We start from the raw sequence: 19,544 nt of genomic DNA on the forward strand, positions 1-19,544 counted from the left end.
GCTAAGCGGACTCCCCCGCTACCAGTCGACCTTGCTGTAACCGCAAACTACGATGCAGACGAGCTGCCAGCGTCTGGTCGTGCGTAACGATTAAGAATGCAGTACCTAAACGTTGATTCAAGCTCAGCATCAGCTCGTAAATACCCTGTGCTGTTTCGTCATCAAGATTACCGGTGGGCTCATCTGCCAGTACTAAGGCGGGATCAGTAACCAGCGCCCGGGCAATGGCGACGCGTTGTCGTTCACCACCTGACAATTCCGATGGCAGGTGCAGCGCCCGTGCGCTCAAGCCCACCAACTTCAATATTTCTGCCGCTTTTTGTTCTGCCTGACGAGCGCTTAGGCCACCAATTAACAGCGGCATAGCAACGTTTTCCAGAGCATTAAACTCAGGTAACAGGTGATGGAACTGATACACGAAACCAAGCTGCTGATTGCGCCAGTCGGCTAACTGGTTGGCCGACCATGACAAAATATCTTTGCCCTGAAAATGCACCGTGCCAGCACTTGGCTTATCCAGCCCACCAAGCAGATGCAATAAGGTACTTTTACCTGACCCTGAGGTTCCCACTACCGCCAGCATTTCACCCGAGTTAATAGTGATTTCGACATTATCGAGTACCCGCAACTGGTGATCGCCATCACGGTAATCTTTGCTAAGTTTCGTGCAGGCCAGTAAAACATCAGTCATAACGTAACGCCTCTGAAGGTTGCGTTCGTGCCGCCCGCGCGGCTGGATATAAAGTTGCCAATAACGCTAACAAAATAGCGCTCACTACAATCGTACTAATTTGCACCGGTTGCATGAGTACCGGTAATCCCTGGCCACTAATCATGGTTAGATCAATACCCACTGCCGTAACTATTTCATTCAAATATGTTGCTACCAGCAACCCGCCAGCTAAGCCCAGTAAAGCGCCAACTACCCCATTAAATAACCCCTGCACCACAAAAATACGGTAAATAACGCTGTCGCGAGTGCCCATAGTTTGCAGTATGGCGATATCACGTCGTTTATCCTGAATCACCAGCATAAGTCCGGACACAATATTGAATGCAGCCACGGCTATTACCAATGCCAGCATCATCCACATCATGCGCTTTTCCATGGCGACAGCGGTAAAGAGCTGACCATAGCGACTGCGCCAATTGGTTACCTGTAAGTTCGCTGTTGCAGCAGTTGATGCCAGATGTTGCTGTAACTGCTGGCCAACTTCGGCTGCCATAAACGGGTCTTCGAAATAGAACCTTAACCCGCTTACCGCATTTTTATCCAGCCTCAATAAACGTGCGAGATCAACGCCATTGACCACCACCATTTGGCTATCCACTTCAGATTCCATCTCGAACAGCCCCAGCACTTCAAAGCGCCGCTGGGCCGGCATCAGTCCAAGCGGGGTGAATACACCACCGGCCGCAGCCAGCAAACGAATCGTATCGCCAGGTACAAGGCCTAAGTCATAAGCCAACGAGCGACCAATAAACACGCCGTAATCGCCCTCAACCAGCGTAGTTAAGTTGCCAGCTACAATGTGTTCCTCTAGCCGCATGCTGCTGTCGGCCCGATCGGGATAGTAGCCTTGCATGGCCACCGGTTTAATTTGATTTGAGCCTTGAACAACGCCCTGAGTAAGTACATAAGGTTCAATCGCAATCACGCCTTCATACTGAGGCAAGCTATCAGCGAGTTGTTGCCAGTTATTTATGCCGTCACTGGTTGAGGTTGATACCGTCAGTTGCGGCACCACACCCAAAATGCGTTTCTTCAGTTCATTTTCAAAGCCGTTCATTACCGAGGTAACCACAATTAACGCCATCACACCCAGGGCTATGCCGGCTAAAGCAAAGCGGTTAATGAAACCAGTAAATGCGCTTCCTTTGCGGCTGCGGCTATAGCGTAAGCCAATAAACAGCGCCAGCGGCTGAAACATAGCTGTTTCCCTTTAAGTGTGCGTTAATCTGATATCTTGGTAGTTGCTTATTCAGCGTTAGCAAGGATAATGACCTAAACGCGGGGTGGCAACCAGAAGGAATTCCAATGAGCACATCTATTCAATCGGAACTAGCGCATGAATATGCCCAGTATTTTTCGGTTCAGCAAGCCTTTTCCGTAAACCTGAAGCCGTTGTCGGAAAACGATAAAGTACCAGATGAAGATGATTTCGCAGCTGAAATTCCGGATTTGTTTAAGCTGGCCAGTGACATGCTGGTAGTCGATCAGGCTCAGTTACGCGATTTAAACATGAGCGAACGCAGTGCCAAGCTGATTGCGCAAATACTCGCTCAGCAGTCCTCTCGCATTAGTATGATTTTAACCTATATGTTGCGTCAGGAAGACCACCCCGAGCACCGTCAACAAGGCCTTGCCTACAGTGGTGGCGGTTTCGTCACCCAAAGTACAACGAAGCTGGCAATTGGCGATTATGTTCAAGTAAAATTATTTCTACCTGACGACTACGCGGCAATTTTTGCTTACGGGCAAGTCATTGAAGCCACTGATGCTGAGCAGCCTGAATACACCATCGCCTTTGTGCGATTACGCGAAGAAGATCAAGAATTGCTGGTACGCGCTAGCCTGCATTCACAGGCTCGCCAGCTAAAACAACGGTCGGCCGAACGCCAACAATTAAAATCATCCGCTTCTGACGAGACGATAACGAAAGAATGAGTTTAGCTTCTGTACTGCAGCCGCCGCTGCCCGCATCAAAAAGTAAAGACGTAACCTGGCAGAATTTACACGGCAGCAGTGCTGCGCTGGCACTGGCAGAGGTGGTTAAACAGCACCCTCACCTGGTGCTTATTGTGACGCCGGACGCTCCTCAGGCACATCGCCTCGAACACGAAATTCGCTATTTCTGCCCGGACTATCGCGACAATATTATGGTGTTTCCGGACTGGGAAACCCTACCCTACGATAATTTTTCGCCGCATCAGGACATTATTTCCGAACGCCTGAGCGTGCTGGCTAAATTACCGCAAACCCAGCGCGGCGCTTTAATTGTTTCACTGAACACCCTTTTGCACCGCATTGCGCCAACAGACTATATCAGTGGTCAGGCACTACAACTTAGTGCTGGCCAACAACTGGATATACATGCGCTAAGAACCCGACTGGAACGCGCAGGCTATCGTGCTGTGAATCAGGTTATGGAGCATGGCGAATTCTGTGCCCGCGGCTCCTTGTTGGATGTATTCCCCATGGGCAGCGTTAGCCCATTTAGAATTGATTTTTTCGACACTGACATTGATAGCATCCGCACCTTCGATCCAGATACCCAGTTATCTGCCGATCCTATTCCAGAAATAAACTTGTTACCGGCGCATGAGTTTCCAACCACGCCAACCGCTATTGAAGGTTTCCGCGCTCGTTTTCGCGAACAGTTTGATGCGCCATCGGCACGTGAGTCTATTTACCAGCAGGTTTCGCAGGGCGAATTCCCGGGTGGAATTGAGTATTACTTGCCACTATTTTTTGATCACACCGCAACGTTGTTCGATTATTTACCCGAAGATGCCTTACTGGTTACCTTTGGGAACTTACAAGGTAGTCTCGAACAACTCTGGCACGATATTGATTATCGTTATGAGCAACGCCGTTACGATACCCAACGACCGCTGCTAACACCGCGCCAACTGTTTCTTTCTGCCGACGACGTGCATGCGGGCTTTAAAAACTATGCGCGCATTCGTGCTTTGGTGCCCGCTACTGCGGCACAGCCGGGTAAAAAGGAATTTGCTACCGAAACTCTGGCAGACATAGCTGTAGAACATCAGCATAAAGAACCGCTAAAGAAATTACGCCAGCGCATTGAGAAAGCTCACACTCAGCAAGAACGGGTGCTGTTCTCAGTAGAGTCGGCCGGTCGCCGCGAAACGCTGCTCGATATGCTTAGCAAAATTAAGCTGGTGCCATCGTTTTTTAGCGAATTCACTGATTTCTTAGCTAGTGATAAGCCGGTAGGTATTACCGTAAGCGATGTTGTTAACTCCTTTGTGAGCGAGCAGCCAAAGCTGGCGTTTATTACCGAAACCGAACTGCTTGGCAACCGAATTAGTCAGCGCCGCCGCCGCGATCAAAAGAGTAATGTTAGTGCCGACAGCATGGTCCGTAATTTGGCTGAGCTTCGTGTGGGTCAGCCGGTGGTGCATATTGATCACGGCGTTGGGAGGTATCAGGGCCTACAAACTCTGGAAACCGGTGGCTTAACCACTGAGTTTGTAACCATTGAATATGCCAATGCCAGCAAGCTTTATGTTCCGGTAGCCTCGCTGCATGTGCTAAGCCGTTATAGCGGCGGCGAAGAAAGCAGCGCACCACTGCATAAGCTAGGTAGCGACCAGTGGGAAAAAGCCCGTAAACGTGCCGCTGAAAAAGTTCGCGACGTGGCCGCCGAACTGCTGGATGTTTATGCGCAACGCGAAGCCAAGCCTGGTTATAACTTTAAACTGGACAATGACGACTACGCCAGGTTTGCCGGCAGCTTCCCGTTCGAAGAAACCGACGACCAGTTGCAAGCCATTAGCGCTGTATTAAAAGACATGCAAGAGCCGCGCGCGATGGATCGGCTGGTGTGTGGTGATGTTGGCTTTGGTAAAACCGAAGTCGCCATGCGCGCCGCCTTTGTGGCCGTAAACGACAACAAGCAAGTGGCCGTATTGGTTCCTACCACACTGCTGGCACAACAACATTTCGAGAACTTTAAAGACCGTTTTGCCGACTGGCCAATTCGCGTGGAAGTGCTATCGCGGTTCCGCACCGGTAAACAAACTCAGCAGGTGTTAGCGGATCTGGAAAACGGCAAAGTAGATATTCTTATTGGTACCCACAAGCTGCTGCAAAACGACATTAAATTTAAAGATCTGGGGTTACTGATTGTGGACGAAGAACACCGCTTTGGTGTGCGCCAGAAAGAAACCATTAAACGTTTGCGTGCCGATGTAGATATTCTGACGCTTACTGCCACCCCAATACCCAGAACTCTGAACATGGCCATGCACGGGGTGCGCGATCTCTCTATTATCGCCACACCGCCGGCAAAACGTCTGGCCGTTAAAACCTTTGTGCGTGAATATGATGCGCCAACGGTACGCGAAGCAGTATTGCGGGAAATACTGCGTGGTGGCCAGGTGTACTTCTTACACAACAACGTGGACACCATTGAAAAAACCGCAGATACCATTGCAGAACTGGTTCCCGAAGCTCGGGTTACCGTTGCCCACGGGCAAATGCGTGAGCGTGATCTTGAACGCATTATGACTGACTTTTATCATCAGCGTTTTAACGTGCTGGTGTGCACCACTATTATTGAAACTGGCATTGATGTACCTACTGCCAACACCATTATTATGGATCGCGCGGATCATCTGGGTTTGGCGCAAATGCACCAACTACGTGGTCGTGTCGGCCGTTCGCACCATCAGGCCTACGCTTACTTGTTAACACCGCACCCTAAACGTATGACCAAAGATGCGGCCAAGCGTCTGGAAGCGATTTCGCAGTTAGAAGATTTGGGGGCCGGCTTTATGCTCGCCACCCATGACCTTGAAATTCGGGGCGCTGGCGAACTGCTGGGTGATGACCAAAGCGGTCAAATTGAAAGCATAGGATTTACCTTGTATATGGATATGCTGGAAGAGGCAGTTCATGCCTTGCAAAACGGCAAAGAACCAGCGCTTGATAGCTTACTGAAGAATCATACGGAAGTGGATTTACGTATTCCGGCACTATTACCGGAAAGCTATATAGCCGACGTGAATTTACGCTTGAGCTTATACAAACGCATCGCCGGTGCCGAAGATGAAACCAGCCTTTATGCGCTGCAGGTGGAAATGATTGACCGCTTCGGATTATTACCGGAGCCGGCAAAAAATCTAGTGCAGCAAACCAAGTTACGCAACGCCGCCGCCAAACTGGGCATTCGCAAAATTGACGGCGGTCCGAAAGGACTGAGCTTCGAGTTTGCTGAGCGAACTTCAATTGAACCTCAGCAGCTGATTACACTCATACAGCAATCACCCAATGAATATAAGCTTGATGGCCCTACTCGCTTGAAGGTTGTCCGTACGCTGGAAGATACTCAAAGCCGATTAAAACTGGTAGAGTCTCTGTTAGAAACCTTTTCGCAAACCAGTGCCGTTGCTTGAGGACAAAATGAAACATAAAACAATGTTCGCAACCCTGCTGGGACTCACTACTAGCCTGAGCGTAATGCTTGGTGCGGTACTGACCGCGCCGGTCGCGACTGCGGCTACCCCGCCAAACACAAATTACGAGAGTTGGCGGTGGTTTGAAGTAGAAGTTTTGATTTTCAAGCACACCACCGGGAATGAATTACAAGAAGACTTCCCGCTTCCGGTAGAACCTATTACAACCGATCAGCATACCGATTTCTTAACCGACTGGATGGCTCCTGCGGTCTGGAATTTAACCTATTACCTGCCCAAGTGCAGTGATATGTCGCCGGAAGAAATACTCCAACTGGAACCTTGTTCACTGCCCGGTGAGCACGATTTAATTCCGCGTGCTGACGGCAAACCTCATGTGTCCCGGCTTTCTCATCTAACTTCCACTCCGGTAGTTATTGATGGCTACGGAGGCGACTTAGACGACGCGCGTAAGCCCTTTTTAATGCCCGTTGCTAACCATGAATTAACCGAGTTACGTGAACAATTAAGTGCCCGAGGGCAAGCTCAACCACTGCTGCATCTGAGTTATCGCCAACCCGTGTTTGGCCGCGGCGATGATTATCCTGTACACCTATTTGCGGGACACAACTTCTCCGACAGCTATGATTATTTTGGGTTTAAAACTACTGGCCCGGAATCAAATGCGAGCTCTTTTGCCGAATCAGACAGTGTCAATAACAGCCAGTTAGACCGTATTCAAAAACTGCTGCAATTGGTTGATGATGGTTCCGTCAACTTCAAAATTGGTGATGACCCAACCCAGCAGTTACTGCCTCTGCGCCCGGAGTACTGGCCAAAGAACCTGTCAGATCAGGTGTGGGAACTTGACGGTCTGCTGCACATATATCTGGTCGGTAATTACCTGCATATTGATAACAAGTTTAATTTACGCGAAGAAACTCGCGCCAAAGAAGCAACACCAACCATGGCTGCGCAAGCTGAACAAGCCTTGCAAGGAAAAGTCTCTGAGCAGGCATTTTTACGAGCATACCCTTTTGCTCAGGTGCGTCGGGTTATAAGCCATGAAACGCATTATTTCGACCATCCGAAAATGGGCATTGTGGTGCAAATCCGCCGAACTGATAAATCAGCCAGACGCGACTAACACGGATCGATCATGGAAAAGTATGAAGAGCTTTTATTAGCGCTGCGCAAAATTATTCGAGCTACCGATCTTTACTCCAAGCAACTGAATAAAGATGCCGGACTAACGGCACCGCAACTTCTTATTTTACGCGAAATTTCAGCCCAAACCGGCATCACGGCCAGTGCTGTGGCGCAAAACATTACCTTGAGCCCCGCAACAGTCAGTAATATCATTGACCGTCTGGAACACCGTGAGCTGATTCACCGCACGCGTAGTACCACCGATAAACGCCGGGTGGTACTGTCACTCACTACCCGCGGTGCTGACTTGCTAGCTCGCTCCCCACGCCCCCTGCAACATCATTTCATTGAGAACTTTTGTGCGCTGGAAGCCTGGGAACAATCACTACTCCTGTCCTCAATGCAGCGCGTTGCGCGTATGATGGATGCAGAACAACTTGACGCAGCCGCAGTGCTTGAGGTCGGAAGCTATGAAAACCATTAACTATTGTGCGCTGCTACTGGCTAGCTGGGCGTTAGCCGGATGCTCACCAAGTGCCGCAATTTCTTGTGACGACCCCATTTCGCCTATCAGCAAGATTCAGGGCACAGGACCGATTAGTGCTGATGTTGGCACCGAAGTGATAACCCGTGGAATAGTGACTGCTGATTGGCGCCAACCAGAACAACTAGGTGGCTTTTTTATTCAAAGTTTGCCCACAGACACCGACGCTTCGGATGCTAGCTCAGAAGGTTTATTTATTGCCCATAGCTCCATGCAACCGGAATTAAGCCCAGGCGATATAGTCACAGTGCAAGGTCTGGTCAGTGAAGCGAATCAGCAAACTCAGTTAGAGCATCTGACGCATCTTGAAGTTTGTGGTAGCACCGAAGTGCCTAACGCAGTTGAGCTGCGGTTACCGGTGGCCAGTGTAGCTGTGTTCGAATCCTTAGAAGGTATGCTGGTGGAGTTCCCGCAAGAATTGGTTATTAATGGCCACTACCAGCTCCAGCGCTTTGGCGAAATTGTGGTGTCGCACGAGCGTTTGTTCACGCCAACTCAGAAAGTACGTGGCAAGGCTGAAGTAGCAGCGATTCTGGCAAAACATCAACGCCAACGGTTGATTATTGACGACAATAGCACCTTGCAATATCCAGCCAAAATTCCCTTCCCGGCCCCGCAGCTAACCGCTGATAACCCGCTCCGCAGCGGCGATACCCTGGTTCAGGTGAAAGGTCATATCAGTGAATTTAACGGTAACTATAAAATTCAGCCGCAGCAGCCAATAGTGATGGCGCATCGGAATCCACGCCCGCAACCACCGGCACCACCAGCGGCAGAACACCTACGTGTTAGTAGCTTTAATGTGCTGAATTACTTCAATGGCGATGGCGGCGAAAATGGGTTTCCAACTTCGCGGGGAGCTGAATCAGTAGCCGAACTCGCTCGCCAACAAGCCAAAATAGTGGCGGCCATGCAGGCACTTAATGCCGACATTATTGGCGTTATGGAAATTGAAAACGACGGCTATGGCAACGACAGCGCTATTGCTCAGTTAACCGCAGCGTTGGCAGTAGCTAGTGGCCACTCCTGGCGCTTTATCACAGTTGGCGAAGGCCAGCTTGGTTCAGATCAAATTACCAATGGCCTGCTTTACCGCGCCGACCGCGTGACGCCGAAAGGTGAGGCTATGGTGTTAACCAGTAAGCCGTTTGACTGGGGTAGCCGCCCACCGCTGGCTCAAACCTTCAACTTTCAACAGCAGCCAAATGCCGCCGTTACCGTGGTGGTTAATCATTTTAAGTCCAAAGGCAGTTGCCCGAAAGACGCCAACAATCCTAATGCTCGTCAGGATGATGGTATGGCGTGCTGGAATGTACTACGCACCGAGTCAGCCACTGCACTTGCAGATTGGTTAGGCTCACCAGAGCTTATGCAAGTTAGTGATGAGCAAATTGTGTTAGGTGACTTTAATGCTTATGCGCAGGAAGATCCTATGCACGCCTTAGCCGCTGGCGGTTATTACAATCTGATGCCGGAATACGCGCCAAACGGCTATTCTTATGTGTACGATGCTCAGGCTGGTAGCCTGGACCATATTCTGGTGAATGAAAACTTACGTAGCAAAGTGGTGGACTTGGCGTATTGGCATACTAACGCTGACGAACCACGCGCCTTCGAATACGGTTTAGAAAACAAAACCGACGAACAAGCAGAACTTTGGTATCAACCCAATGCCTATCGCGCCTCTGATCACGACCCGCTGTATATTGATTTGCGCTGGTAATTGGCAAAGTACTGGAAAAAGAATAAAAAAAGGGAGCAACCCAGGTGTTGCTCCCTTTTCGTTTGCCTAGTTTAAGCCGAGTATTTAAGCCTTTAAGTTAACACCTAATGCCTTAAGCGACTTTCTCATCACTTTTACTCAACCGACCCAGCAAGCCTTTGGTGGACGAACCAATTTCAATTTTCTTAGGTTTCATCGCTTCTGGAATTTGCTTTTCCAAACCAATGGTTAAGAGACCGTTCTTCAGTGCCGCACCGGACACTTCAACGTGGTCTGCTAGGTTAAACTTGCGTTCAAAGCCGCGGAAAGCAATACCTTTATGCAGGTATTCACGCGCTTCCTGCTCGTCAGCTTTCTTACCCTGCACTCGCAAGATGCCATTCTCGACTTCAATTTCGAGTTCGTTTTCCTCGAAACCTGCAACTGCCAGGGTTACCGCATAACGGTTCTCGCCCACGACTTCGATGTTGTATGGAGGGTACCCGCCAGCGCCGTTGTTTTCTGCGCGCATTGCGGAATCCAGTAACCGCGCCATGCGGTCAAAACCTACACTGCTACGATACAGTGGACTCAGATCTATCGTTGCCATAATGATTCTCCTTCAGAAGCAATAACATGACATTCTTTAAGTTAATGAGGCGGCTCTCTCAGAGACACCGACCTCATAACTTAAATAAGAACTGAGTTTTACTAATTCAAGTACCTCAATTAAAAATTTTATGCATGCCAACCTAATTCTTCAGCACGCTTTTGCGCCGCAGCCGGTACATCAGTAGCCACAAAGTGATGATGCAATACCTGCACCCCCAGCATGTGGTTTATCACCGCATCCAGCTGCACCTTTTCTTCAATGGGCACTTCGTCTGACTGGTGTTTCTCGAAGGTACGAACCACTTCGTCGTAATCCAGTAACCCAGCGCTTTCAACAGCTTGCTTACTTAAGAACTGTTCGGCTAACTTCTCTACCGCCTTCCACTTTTCCGGATCCGTGTGGGCCGGTGGCGCCATAAAGGCAAACTTCTCGCGCTTATACAGCACCTCAGGTAACAAGCCTTTCATGGCTTCCCGCAGCACGTATTTCTCTTTATTACCTTTAATGCGAAGGTGTGGTGGTACTTTGAAGGCGTACTCAGCCAAATGATGGTCAAGAAACGGCGGCCGTGCTTCCATGGAATTCGCCATATCTACTCGATCGCCACCCCAGGTCAAAATTTGCCCCTCCAGCATGGTTTTTATCCATACATACTGAGCACGGTCCAACGGATGACGGCCGTTTAGCATGTCTTGGTCCAAAGTATCGGCAATAGCTTTGCCTGGATCGTAGTCCACCACTTGTGCACGACGATCGGCTGCCATCAGCGGTAGCGCTGCATCGGCACACGACAACCAGGGTTGCACACAGCTAGGCGTGAAGCCCATTTTGGTATTAAAGGCTGGGCTGACGAATTCTTCCCGGGCTAACATGGCGCCTTTGAACAATTTGTTGTTCTTCTCCAGCAACGCCTGCCACTCTTGTCGTTCTGACTCAGGCAAATGGTCAAGCCCATGCATAAACATGTCTTTGCGAAATGCCGGATAGCCCGCAAACAATTCATCCGAGCCTTCGCCGGTTAACACCACTTTATAACCTGCTTCATGAACTTCTTTGCTCATCAGGTATTTGGCTACGCCAAGGGTGTTATAAATTGTCCGTTCGGTATGCCATAGGGTTTTCACAAAATGGTCGTACAGGTCATTCGCCTTCAACCGCATAATGTGGTGATCGGCCTTAGTGGCTTCAGCCATTTCCTGCGCTATGGGAGTTTCATCATAGGCAGCTGAATCAAACCCAATGGTAAATGCTTTCACCGAGGTTTGCGTGGCCGCTGCAGAAAGGCCCAGAATGGCACAGGAGTCAATTCCGCCGGATAAGTAACACCCTACAGGAACATCTGCTGTTAAACGGTGCTGCACGGCTTCCAGAAGCTTCTCACGTACTCCGTCAATGTACTTTTGCTCGTCGGCTTCGTCGCCTTCGTGATCCTGCTCCAGCGGGAAGTCTACGTCCCAGTATTTTTCCTCGGTAATTTCCAGCTTGCCGTTTTTACGCGTCGCTTTCACCACATGTCCCGGCGCTACCTGCTTAACCCCTTCAAAGGCGGTACTACCGGGCACCATGACTTGAATTAACTGGTGATACAAACCTTCGGCAGAAAACTCACGTTTCACTGCTGGATTCGCAAACAGCACCTTAAGCTCTGAACCAAATACTAGGCCTTCGTCTGTTTCAACATAATACAGCGGCTTAATACCAAACCGGTCACGCACCAAATAAGTAGTGTCTTCCGAGCGGTCGTATAAACCAAAAGCAAATTCCCCGCGCAAATGGGTTAGCGTTTCAGCTAAGCCAAAGCGCTGGTACAAATGCAAAACGATTTCCGAGTCACTTTTACTGCGAAACCGTGCACCCTGCGCAGTTAAATCAGCACGAATACGTTTAAAGTCGTAGAACTCACCGTTATGCACCAACATTAAGTTGCCATCGTCTGAGCGAAACGGCTGTTTACCTCTGTTTTCATCCAAATCAATAATCGTCAGGCGCGCATGGCTAAAGCCCACGCCCTGCTCAGGCTGTACCTGATATCCAAATCCGTCCGGCCCGCGATGGTGCATAATGGCGGCCATATTTACCAAGGTTTGCGGGGTAATAGTTGTACTTGGCTGATGTTGAAAAATACCTGCAATACCGCACATAGAATAGGTTCCTCGTTCAGACTACATCAATAACGCGCTCAGCTCGTTCAACCATGCAGGTTAACAATGCCATACGCAAAAAAACTGCTCCCCGGGCCTGGCTGAAATACCAGTTATGCGAGGTCGGATCCAAATCTACGGATAACTCTTCTCCGCGCGCCAGGGGATGTAAAATAATGGCGCTCTCTTTCAGCGGCGACTTCGCTGTAAGATGAAATTCTTTACCATAAGTATTAAAAGAATCACCTTCCCACGAAATGGCATTAATATAGACCACATCTAAGGATGGCAGTACGTCATCCATCACCGTTTCGGTAGATAACTTAATTCCGACAGCTTCCAGCTCTTCGCGCTGGCCGTCGGCGAACAGTTCATCGGTCACGGTTTCATCATGAATAATAACCAGCTCTTCTACCGCTTGCGGGAATATGGCTAAGCATTTCAAGAAACTGCGCACCGTACGCATTTTTCCCGGCACACCCACAATGCCAATTTTTACTTTCACATCATTGTCTTCAGCCAATAATTCCGGCTTCCACTTAAAAATGGCGTACATATCGGCCAAAGCCTGAGTAGGATGCTCATCAATACCATTACCGGCATTAATAATTGGAATGCGCAACGCATCCATCATCTCAAACAAAGAGCCCGCATTAGTGTCGCGCAACACCACACAGTCGCCGTAGTTGTTGAACATTTCAGCCACATCGGCCAAACACTCACCCTTGGCAATACCTGTGGTAGAACGGTCGGTAATAGACATAATATCGCCGCCTAACCGATGCCAGGCACTCTCAAATGACAAGCGCGTGCGCGTGCTCGGCTCATAAAAAGCACTAATTAAAATTTTTCCTTTCAGCGGCGTACTAAACCGCTTGGGATTACTCTCTATTTTGGCCGCCAAGCGGAATAACTGACGCATGGTTTCAACGTTAAATTGATCCGCCGAAACTATATGCTGATCTGCCAGTTTGAGTAGAAAATCACCGTCTTCTTCAATCGTACGCAACAAGGCCTTTGGATGTGCATCGCCATATACATCCGGCCGTTTGCGTTCAAACGACACGTCATCTTCGTTCATAAGTAATTACCACACTTGATTAGAAATGAAATCTTTCACTAGTAACGCCAGCAGTAACACCGGCGTTGCAATAGTCAGCACCAGCGCCAACCAAATTAAACCGCTAAACACAGATAAAGACATAATCATTGCAGTTGCTCCTTATCCGTTTGGGGTGATTGCGAGTCAGGCTTTTCGTCCAACTGTTGCCAGTCAAACTGTTCATTCGAACGCCACACGCCAACCGCACAAATTAAACCGGACACGGCGCACGAACTGAGCGCCGCCACATAAAAACCGATGACAAAATAACTGCATAAACCAACCGCAGTACCAACCGCCATAGCTGCCGCCGCATAGCGCCCTGGCAAACGACGGTTATAAAGCCCCAGTAAAATTGGGAAAATGGTGCTGGCAACAAAGGCACCAGCAAAGTTAAGTAAAGCACCTAAAGTAGCAATGCGCGGCATACATAGTAGCCAGGTTAAAATACCCAAACCTAAAATAGTGTAGCGATTAAAGCGCATTAAGTGTCCATCGGAAGCATCCTTACGCAGGTGCTTATGATAAATGTCGCGAGTCACTAAGTCTGACGTTGCCGCTAACAACGAGTCCAAACTGGATGCCAGCGCCGAGAACACCACAATAAATACCACTACTGCACCCACCTGCCCCAACACTCCGGCAGCCACCGTTGGGCCTACCATATCGGGGCTTGGTGGAAAAATGCCAAGCTGTGGCGCGGCCAGCGCAATAAAGCCAGTAACTATAGGAATAGGTAACCATAACAGGCCGCCTACCAAAAAGGCTTTAAAGGCTACATTCTTCTTGAACGCTAGAGCCCGCGACCACCATACGTTCGAGTGGAAAATTTCGCCTAGACCAAAGAATATGTTGTTGAACAAGAACATAATAGCTGCCGGAAACAGCACATCGAGTAACTTCGGATGATCGCTACCCAGCTGCGAGTGGATGGTATCTAAGCCAACGTTATCAATTAACAACCAGGCAATAACCGATACCCCAATAATGATAATCAAGGCCTGAATAAAGTCGGTAGCAATTACCGCGCGTAAACCGCCAAATAGGGTGTAACCCACACAAATAATTAAAATGGCAGTCATTCCCAGGTGATAATCCAGCCCGCTGAGCGCTTCCAGTAAAATGCCGCCAGCCATACCTAAACTCACCAACCAACCGAACGCATACACCACAGAAATAACAATAAACACATGCCACGACATACGGCCAAAACGCAGTCGAATAAAGTCACCGGAGGTGTAGCCATTGGGCAACAATGTTTTTATTCGTTTAGCTAAAGGTGCAAATAAAATAAGACCCAGCGCAGCAAACGAATAACCAACCATGCCCCAAATCCCGAATTGGTAGGTCAGCTGTGGCGCTACTAAAGTGGTGTTGCTAGTTACCCAGGTAGCCATGGCTGTGGCTGCCGCAAAAGCGAAGCCAACATTACGTCCGGCTAACGCAAAATCTTCATGCGTTTTATTCTTGCGGCCCAGCCAATAGCCAAACAGCACCCAGGCAGCGCCAAATAGCACCACCAACGTCAGGCCAAGTTCGGTACTTAATGCATATTCAGTAGTTAGCGTTTCAGCCATGGCGGCGCCCACCCTTACGCGCTGCCAGTAAAATATAGCTCGCCACAATCAGGAACATAACAGCACCAATGCTAAATAAAGTTAAGGCTTGCCACAGAGGATAATGTTGCACAGTTACCGCAATGGGTGCGGTAGTAAATTCAGTCCCATCACTACTTTGGCCGCGGGCGCGGAACCAATAATTGCCATTGTTAAAACCAGACAAAGAAATTTGGGTAAAGTTACCAAGGAACGGGAAGCGGCTTTCCACCTGAGTGAAGTTCTCATCGGTGCTTTGTTCTATTTCCAGTTGTTGGTAATTCTCATCGCTCGCTGTGCCGGTTAGATTCAGGGTGAAGTAACCTTCTTTCACGACAGCGCTGGGCCCCTCTAACGCGAGCTCCTTAAGTTGAGCTTCAGCTGCGCTAAAGAAAACAGGTAATACAGTTATTATTATTGTCAGTATCCTAATAATCCCAGGCACGCACTCATCCTTTAGCTCCCTTAGCACTCAGGCTAACAAGGGTTATTATTAATTTCAACTCGAAGCATTATCGATACTACTACCTTGTAAGTATGGATCAGTTCCTATATTTTGCGAGTCGAAGAACCTTCTGCAACAATATTGCGTATTGCCTGCATAACAACACTGAACCAATGAAGCGTGCGCTCACAGCGGCGTTAACGAGACTCAATACTTATGACCTTCTACTATTTATGCAGTCTGGGCTCAAACATCGCGCCCGAATACAATATTAGCCGGGCCAAAAGTTACCTCGCGGGTATTGCGCAAGAGGTTCACTATTCCCGGGTTATCACGACCGAGCCAGTGGCTATGAATTCCGACAATGAATTCTTAAACGCCTTGTTTGTGGTGCAAACCCATTTGCCAGCCGATAGGCTAAAGCAGGCATTCAACACGATTGAAATCAGTCTTGGCCGCGACCGTAGCGACCCTGACTGCAGCATTAAAGACCGTCCAATAGATATAGATATACTTGGAACCATCAGCTCCGGCCCCTGGCCTGAGGTACCGGATTATCTGGTCACTTTAAAAAACGAGTTTCAGCAGCAATACGAGGTGGCCTCATGAATCAGAAAGTTGCATTAGTAACCGGTGCCGGCCGCCGGTTTGGTTTCGAACTGGCACAAAGTCTGTTGCAGGAAGGCTTTTTAGTGTTTGCCCATTACAACACTAGCAAGGCTGGGGTTGAACAACTGGAGCAAGACGGCGCCATCGCTTTGCAAGCAAATTTCAATGATATCAACAGTATTGCAGCACTAATTGGCGAAGTGAAAAAACGTACCGACAAGCTCGACTTACTGGTAAACAATGCCTCATGTTTTTTCAACAACGACGCTGTTGATAGCAATAGCGACAAACTCGCTGCAGTATTTAATGTGCACGCCCTAGTGCCCTACTTACTGATCAGAGATTTGGCAGAGTTACTGGCCGCTGCAGAAGACGGTCTGGTGGTAAATATCACCGATATTTATACCGACAGCCCCTCAACTGATTACATTGCTTATTGCGCGGCCAAAGCCGGCCTGGCAAATTTAACGCAGAGCTTCGCCAAGCAACTGGCGCCTAACGTGCGTGTGAATGCCATTCAACCCGGTCCTATTCTGTTTCTGCCCGAGCATGATGACGAACACCGGAAACAGGTGATGGAACAAACCCCTTTGAAAGCTGAAGGTGGTTTGCAGCCCATGATAGACACTGTGCGCTTTTTGCGCTCCAACCCCTTTCTAACCGGTGAGTCTATTAAAGTAGATGGTGGTCGTGCGTTGATGATTTAGACCCAGTGGCACTTGAATTCAGACCAAAAAAAGGGCCAGCATTTGCTGGCCCTTTTTAGTTCTTCGTACTGTTAACTGAGATTAAGCAGCTAACATCTGGCGCAGTACGTAGTGCAGAATACCGCCGCTACGGTAGTATTCCAGCTCGTTCCCAGTGTCGATACGACATTTGGCCTGGAAAGACACTTCGCTGCCGTCTTTTCTGCGGGCGCAAACGTCGAGCATTTGACCTGCTTTTAAGTCGTCAGTAATACCTGTGATACTGATTTCTTCATCACCGGTAAGACCGTGCTCTTTCACACCTTCGCCGTCGGCAAACTGCAGTGGTAACACGCCCATGCCGATTAAGTTGGAACGGTGAATCCGCTCAAAGCTTTCAGCGATAACGGCTTTCACACCCAGCAAACGTGTGCCTTTAGCAGCCCAGTCACGGCTTGAGCCGGTACCGTATTCTTTACCAGCCAACACCACCAATGGCGTGTCGTCATTTACGTACTTCATAGCTGCATCGTAAATAGACATTTCTTCGCCGGATGGAATATGACGCGTGTAACCGCCTTCCACACCATCAAGCATCTGGTTCTTAATACGAATGTTGGCAAAAGTACCGCGCATCATCACTTCATGATTACCACGACGCGAGCCATAAGAGTTAAAGTCTTTCTCTTCTACGCCGTTTTCTTTCAGGTATTTACCTGCAGGCGCGCTGGCTTTAATTGAACCAGCCGGAGAGATATGGTCGGTGGTAATAGAATCAGCAAACACCGCCAGTACATTCGCGTTCTTGATATCGCTCAGACCGTCTAACGGCTTATCAATACCTTCAAAGAACGGCGGGTTTTTCACGTAAGTGGAATCATCGTTCCAGCTGTAAGTTTCGCCCTCACCCACTGGGATAGCACGCCACTCGTCATCACCCTTAAATACATCGGCATATTCGCGACGGAACATATCACCGTCAACCAAACGCACTGCTTCGGCAATTTCTGCAGAAGTTGGCCAAATGTCTTTCAGGTAAACCGGGTTACCGTCTTTGTCTTCACCAAGCGGATCTTTGCTTAAGTCGGTACGGGTAGTTCCCGCCAACGCATAAGCTACTACTAGTGGTGGTGAAGCCAGCCAGTTGGCTTGTACTTCAGGATGCACCCGGCCTTCAAAGTTACGGTTGCCCGACAACACAGATGAAACGGTAAGATTACCCTCATTAATAGCCGCGCTAATTTCTTCGCGCAGTGGTCCGGAGTTACCAATACAAGTAGTACAGCCATAACCCACCAGATCAAAGCCCAGTTTATTCAGGTACTGCGTCATATCCGCTTTACCCAGATAATCGGTTACCACTTTAGAGCCAGGTGCCAGTGAGGTTTTCACCCACGGCTTGCTGGTTAGGCCTTTCTCAACCGCTTTTTTGGCAACCAAACCGGCAGCCATTAACACGCTTGGATTGGAGGTGTTGGTACAAGAAGTGATCGCCGCAATAACGACGTCGCCGTGTTTCAGGCTGAAGTCTTTGCCTTTTACTTTCACTTCTTTGTCTTTTTCTTCACTTTGGCCTGAGGTTTCCAGAATTAAATCAAAGTTTTTACCCAGCTCTGGCATTGCCACTCTGTCTTGCGGACGCTTCGGACCTGCCAGTGACGCTACTACGTCGCCTAAGTCCAGCTCCAGCGAATCGGTAAACTCTGGTTCATTCTTGGTTTCACGCCACATGCCCTGGGCTTTGCTGTATTGCTCTACCAGCTCAATGGTTTCTTCTTCACGACCTGACAGGCGCAGATAGGTCAGCGTTTCCTGATCGACTGGGAAGAAGCCACAGGTAGCACCATATTCCGGCGCCATATTAGCAATGGTGGCACGATCGGCCAGCGGCAGATGGTCCAAACCAGGGCCGTAGAATTCAACAAATTTACCGACCACACCATGTGCACGCAGCATTTGCGTCACGGTTAAAACTAAGTCAGTAGCGGTAACGCCCTCTGGCATCTTACCGGTTAACCGGAAACCTATAACTTCCGGAATCAACATAGATACCGGTTGCCCCAGCATCGCCGCCTCGGCTTCGATACCGCCAACACCCCAGCCCAATACACCCAGGCCGTTAATCATAGTGGTGTGCGAATCAGTGCCCACCAGTGTATCTGGCATCACGAAGGTTTTGCCGTCTTGCTCTTTAGTCCAGGCTACTTTGGCCAGATACTCCAGGTTAACCTGGTGACAAATACCCGTGCCCGGTGGTACGACGCGGAAGTTTTCAAAAGCTTTCTGGCCCCAGCGCAAGAACTCGTAACGCTCAAAGTTTCGTTCCATTTCAATGCGAACGTTTTCTTTGAAAGATTCCGGAGTACCGTACTTATCAACCATTACTGAGTGGTCAATAACCAGATCAACAGCTGACAGGGGGTTAATCTGATTTGGCTTCTGCCCTGCTTTGGCCACCGCATCACGCATGGCGGCTAAATCAACAACCGCTGGTACACCAGTAAAATCCTGCATCAGAACACGCGCAGGCCGGTATTGAATTTCACGGTCAGAATTTTTATTTTTCAGCCATTTAGCCATGGCTTCAATGTCGTCGGTGGTAACAGTGTTGCCGTCTTCGTTGCGTAACAAATTCTCAAGCAACACTTTTAAAGAGGTTGGAAGTTTACTTATATCTGCCGTTCCGGCGAGTTTCTCAGCTGCTTTCGGCAAACTGTAATAATGAAATTCTTTCCCATTCACCTTAAGAGTACTTAAGGTTTTCAAGCTGTCATTAGCTGACATAGCACGCTCCTGTTTCTGGAATTCTAATTG

16 protein-coding genes are annotated in these 19,544 nt (G+C 49.0%); 7 read left to right on the forward strand and 9 right to left on the reverse strand.

What is annotated here, in order from left to right:
- Position 1: 1 nt before the first annotated feature.
- Both lolD and CCE91_RS07330 read right to left on the reverse strand, forming a co-directional pair.
- Positions 2 to 691 (reverse strand): lipoprotein-releasing ABC transporter ATP-binding protein LolD, encoded by a 690-nt coding sequence (gene lolD / locus CCE91_RS07325; RefSeq protein WP_086434540.1) that lies wholly within the window; start codon positions 689 to 691, stop codon positions 2 to 4.
- Positions 684 to 1,931 (reverse strand): lipoprotein-releasing ABC transporter permease subunit, encoded by a 1,248-nt coding sequence (locus CCE91_RS07330; protein WP_086434541.1) that lies wholly within the window; start codon positions 1,929 to 1,931, stop codon positions 684 to 686. The genes lolD and CCE91_RS07330 overlap by 8 nt, the downstream gene beginning before the upstream one ends.
- Before the next feature lie 107 nt (positions 1,932 to 2,038).
- Between CCE91_RS07330 and CCE91_RS07335 the strand changes: the two genes are divergently transcribed.
- From CCE91_RS07335 to CCE91_RS07355, 5 genes are read left to right on the forward strand one after another with little or no spacing between them, the layout of a single operon-like run.
- Positions 2,039 to 2,668: a PilZ domain-containing protein gene (locus tag CCE91_RS07335; protein ID WP_086434542.1), complete on the forward strand. Its 630-nt coding sequence runs from the start codon at positions 2,039 to 2,041 to the stop codon at positions 2,666 to 2,668.
- Positions 2,665 to 6,144 carry a transcription-repair coupling factor gene (mfd, locus tag CCE91_RS07340; RefSeq protein WP_086434543.1) on the forward strand — a complete coding sequence of 1,160 codons (3,480 nt, stop codon included), beginning with the start codon at positions 2,665 to 2,667 and terminating at the stop codon, positions 6,142 to 6,144. The genes CCE91_RS07335 and mfd overlap by 4 nt, the downstream gene beginning before the upstream one ends.
- Positions 6,145 to 6,151: 7 nt before the next feature.
- Entirely contained in the window at positions 6,152 to 7,291 is a 1,140-nt protein-coding gene (locus CCE91_RS07345; RefSeq protein ID WP_086434544.1) for a CsiV family protein, read from the forward strand.
- Positions 7,292 to 7,303: 12 nt separating this feature from the next.
- Positions 7,304 to 7,777 carry a MarR family winged helix-turn-helix transcriptional regulator gene (locus CCE91_RS07350; protein WP_086434545.1) on the forward strand — a complete coding sequence of 158 codons (474 nt, stop codon included), beginning with the start codon at positions 7,304 to 7,306 and terminating at the stop codon, positions 7,775 to 7,777.
- Positions 7,764 to 9,560 carry an ExeM/NucH family extracellular endonuclease gene (locus CCE91_RS07355; RefSeq protein WP_086434546.1) on the forward strand — a complete coding sequence of 599 codons (1,797 nt, stop codon included), beginning with the start codon at positions 7,764 to 7,766 and terminating at the stop codon, positions 9,558 to 9,560. The genes CCE91_RS07350 and CCE91_RS07355 overlap by 14 nt, the downstream gene beginning before the upstream one ends.
- Positions 9,561 to 9,672: 112 nt before the next feature.
- Here CCE91_RS07355 and CCE91_RS07360 read toward each other — a convergent pair whose 3' ends face one another.
- From CCE91_RS07360 to CCE91_RS07380, 6 genes are all read right to left on the reverse strand, one after another.
- Positions 9,673 to 10,149, reverse strand: a complete 477-nt coding sequence (locus CCE91_RS07360) for an Hsp20 family protein (RefSeq protein WP_086434547.1) — start codon at positions 10,147 to 10,149, stop codon at positions 9,673 to 9,675.
- A 128-nt stretch (positions 10,150 to 10,277) separates the two neighbouring features.
- Positions 10,278 to 12,293: an asparagine synthase (glutamine-hydrolyzing) gene (asnB, locus tag CCE91_RS07365; RefSeq protein ID WP_086434548.1), complete on the reverse strand. Its 2,016-nt coding sequence runs from the start codon at positions 12,291 to 12,293 to the stop codon at positions 10,278 to 10,280.
- 16 nt (positions 12,294 to 12,309) lie between these two features.
- Positions 12,310 to 13,374 (reverse strand): aspartate/ornithine carbamoyltransferase family protein, encoded by a 1,065-nt coding sequence (locus tag CCE91_RS07370; protein WP_086434549.1) that lies wholly within the window; start codon positions 13,372 to 13,374, stop codon positions 12,310 to 12,312.
- Between the two features lie 6 nt (positions 13,375 to 13,380).
- Positions 13,381 to 13,503: a hypothetical protein gene (locus tag CCE91_RS12345; protein ID WP_268802163.1), complete on the reverse strand. Its 123-nt coding sequence runs from the start codon at positions 13,501 to 13,503 to the stop codon at positions 13,381 to 13,383.
- Positions 13,500 to 14,972 carry a sodium:solute symporter family protein gene (locus CCE91_RS07375; protein ID WP_086434550.1) on the reverse strand — a complete coding sequence of 491 codons (1,473 nt, stop codon included), beginning with the start codon at positions 14,970 to 14,972 and terminating at the stop codon, positions 13,500 to 13,502. The genes CCE91_RS12345 and CCE91_RS07375 overlap by 4 nt, the downstream gene beginning before the upstream one ends.
- Positions 14,965 to 15,324, reverse strand: a complete 360-nt coding sequence (locus CCE91_RS07380) for a hypothetical protein (RefSeq protein WP_086434551.1) — start codon at positions 15,322 to 15,324, stop codon at positions 14,965 to 14,967. Before CCE91_RS07380 ends, CCE91_RS07375 begins: the two co-directional genes overlap by 8 nt.
- Before the next feature lie 327 nt (positions 15,325 to 15,651).
- Here CCE91_RS07380 and CCE91_RS07385 point away from each other — a divergent pair, with 327 nt between their 5' ends.
- Complete coding sequence (locus tag CCE91_RS07385; protein ID WP_086434552.1) at positions 15,652 to 16,044, forward strand: 2-amino-4-hydroxy-6-hydroxymethyldihydropteridine diphosphokinase; 393 nt, start codon at positions 15,652 to 15,654, stop codon at positions 16,042 to 16,044.
- Positions 16,041 to 16,751 (forward strand): SDR family oxidoreductase, encoded by a 711-nt coding sequence (locus CCE91_RS07390; protein WP_086434553.1) that lies wholly within the window; start codon positions 16,041 to 16,043, stop codon positions 16,749 to 16,751. The genes CCE91_RS07385 and CCE91_RS07390 overlap by 4 nt, the downstream gene beginning before the upstream one ends.
- Positions 16,752 to 16,832: 81 nt before the next feature.
- Here the strand turns inward: CCE91_RS07390 and acnA are convergent, their stop codons facing one another.
- Positions 16,833 to 19,514 (reverse strand): aconitate hydratase AcnA, encoded by a 2,682-nt coding sequence (gene acnA / locus CCE91_RS07395; protein WP_086434554.1) that lies wholly within the window; start codon positions 19,512 to 19,514, stop codon positions 16,833 to 16,835.
- Positions 19,515 to 19,544: the final 30 nt, after the last annotated feature.

It is taken from the genome of Pseudidiomarina planktonica, assembly GCF_900177775.1.
Taxonomy (GTDB): Bacteria; Pseudomonadota; Gammaproteobacteria; order Enterobacterales; family Alteromonadaceae; genus Pseudidiomarina; species Pseudidiomarina planktonica.

Excerpts from the sequence above, each read along its gene's own strand:
- lolD (WP_086434540.1), bottom strand. The coding sequence starts at position 691 with ATGACTGATGTTTTACTGGCCTGCACGAAACTTAGCAAAGATTACCGT.
- CCE91_RS07330 (WP_086434541.1), bottom strand. The coding sequence starts at position 1,931 with ATGTTTCAGCCGCTGGCGCTGTTTATTGGCTTACGCTATAGCCGCAGC.
- CCE91_RS07335 (WP_086434542.1), top strand. The coding sequence starts at position 2,039 with ATGAGCACATCTATTCAATCGGAACTAGCGCATGAATATGCCCAGTAT.
- mfd (WP_086434543.1), top strand. The coding sequence starts at position 2,665 with ATGAGTTTAGCTTCTGTACTGCAGCCGCCGCTGCCCGCATCAAAAAGT.
- CCE91_RS07345 (WP_086434544.1), top strand. The coding sequence starts at position 6,152 with ATGAAACATAAAACAATGTTCGCAACCCTGCTGGGACTCACTACTAGC.
- CCE91_RS07350 (WP_086434545.1), top strand. The coding sequence starts at position 7,304 with ATGGAAAAGTATGAAGAGCTTTTATTAGCGCTGCGCAAAATTATTCGA.
- CCE91_RS07355 (WP_086434546.1), top strand. The coding sequence starts at position 7,764 with ATGAAAACCATTAACTATTGTGCGCTGCTACTGGCTAGCTGGGCGTTA.
- CCE91_RS07360 (WP_086434547.1), bottom strand. The coding sequence starts at position 10,149 with ATGGCAACGATAGATCTGAGTCCACTGTATCGTAGCAGTGTAGGTTTT.
- asnB (WP_086434548.1), bottom strand. The coding sequence starts at position 12,293 with ATGTGCGGTATTGCAGGTATTTTTCAACATCAGCCAAGTACAACTATT.
- CCE91_RS07370 (WP_086434549.1), bottom strand. The coding sequence starts at position 13,374 with ATGAACGAAGATGACGTGTCGTTTGAACGCAAACGGCCGGATGTATAT.
- CCE91_RS12345 (WP_268802163.1), bottom strand. The coding sequence starts at position 13,503 with ATGATTATGTCTTTATCTGTGTTTAGCGGTTTAATTTGGTTGGCGCTG.
- CCE91_RS07375 (WP_086434550.1), bottom strand. The coding sequence starts at position 14,972 with ATGGCTGAAACGCTAACTACTGAATATGCATTAAGTACCGAACTTGGC.
- CCE91_RS07385 (WP_086434552.1), top strand. The coding sequence starts at position 15,652 with ATGACCTTCTACTATTTATGCAGTCTGGGCTCAAACATCGCGCCCGAA.
- CCE91_RS07390 (WP_086434553.1), top strand. The coding sequence starts at position 16,041 with ATGAATCAGAAAGTTGCATTAGTAACCGGTGCCGGCCGCCGGTTTGGT.
- acnA (WP_086434554.1), bottom strand. The coding sequence starts at position 19,514 with ATGTCAGCTAATGACAGCTTGAAAACCTTAAGTACTCTTAAGGTGAAT.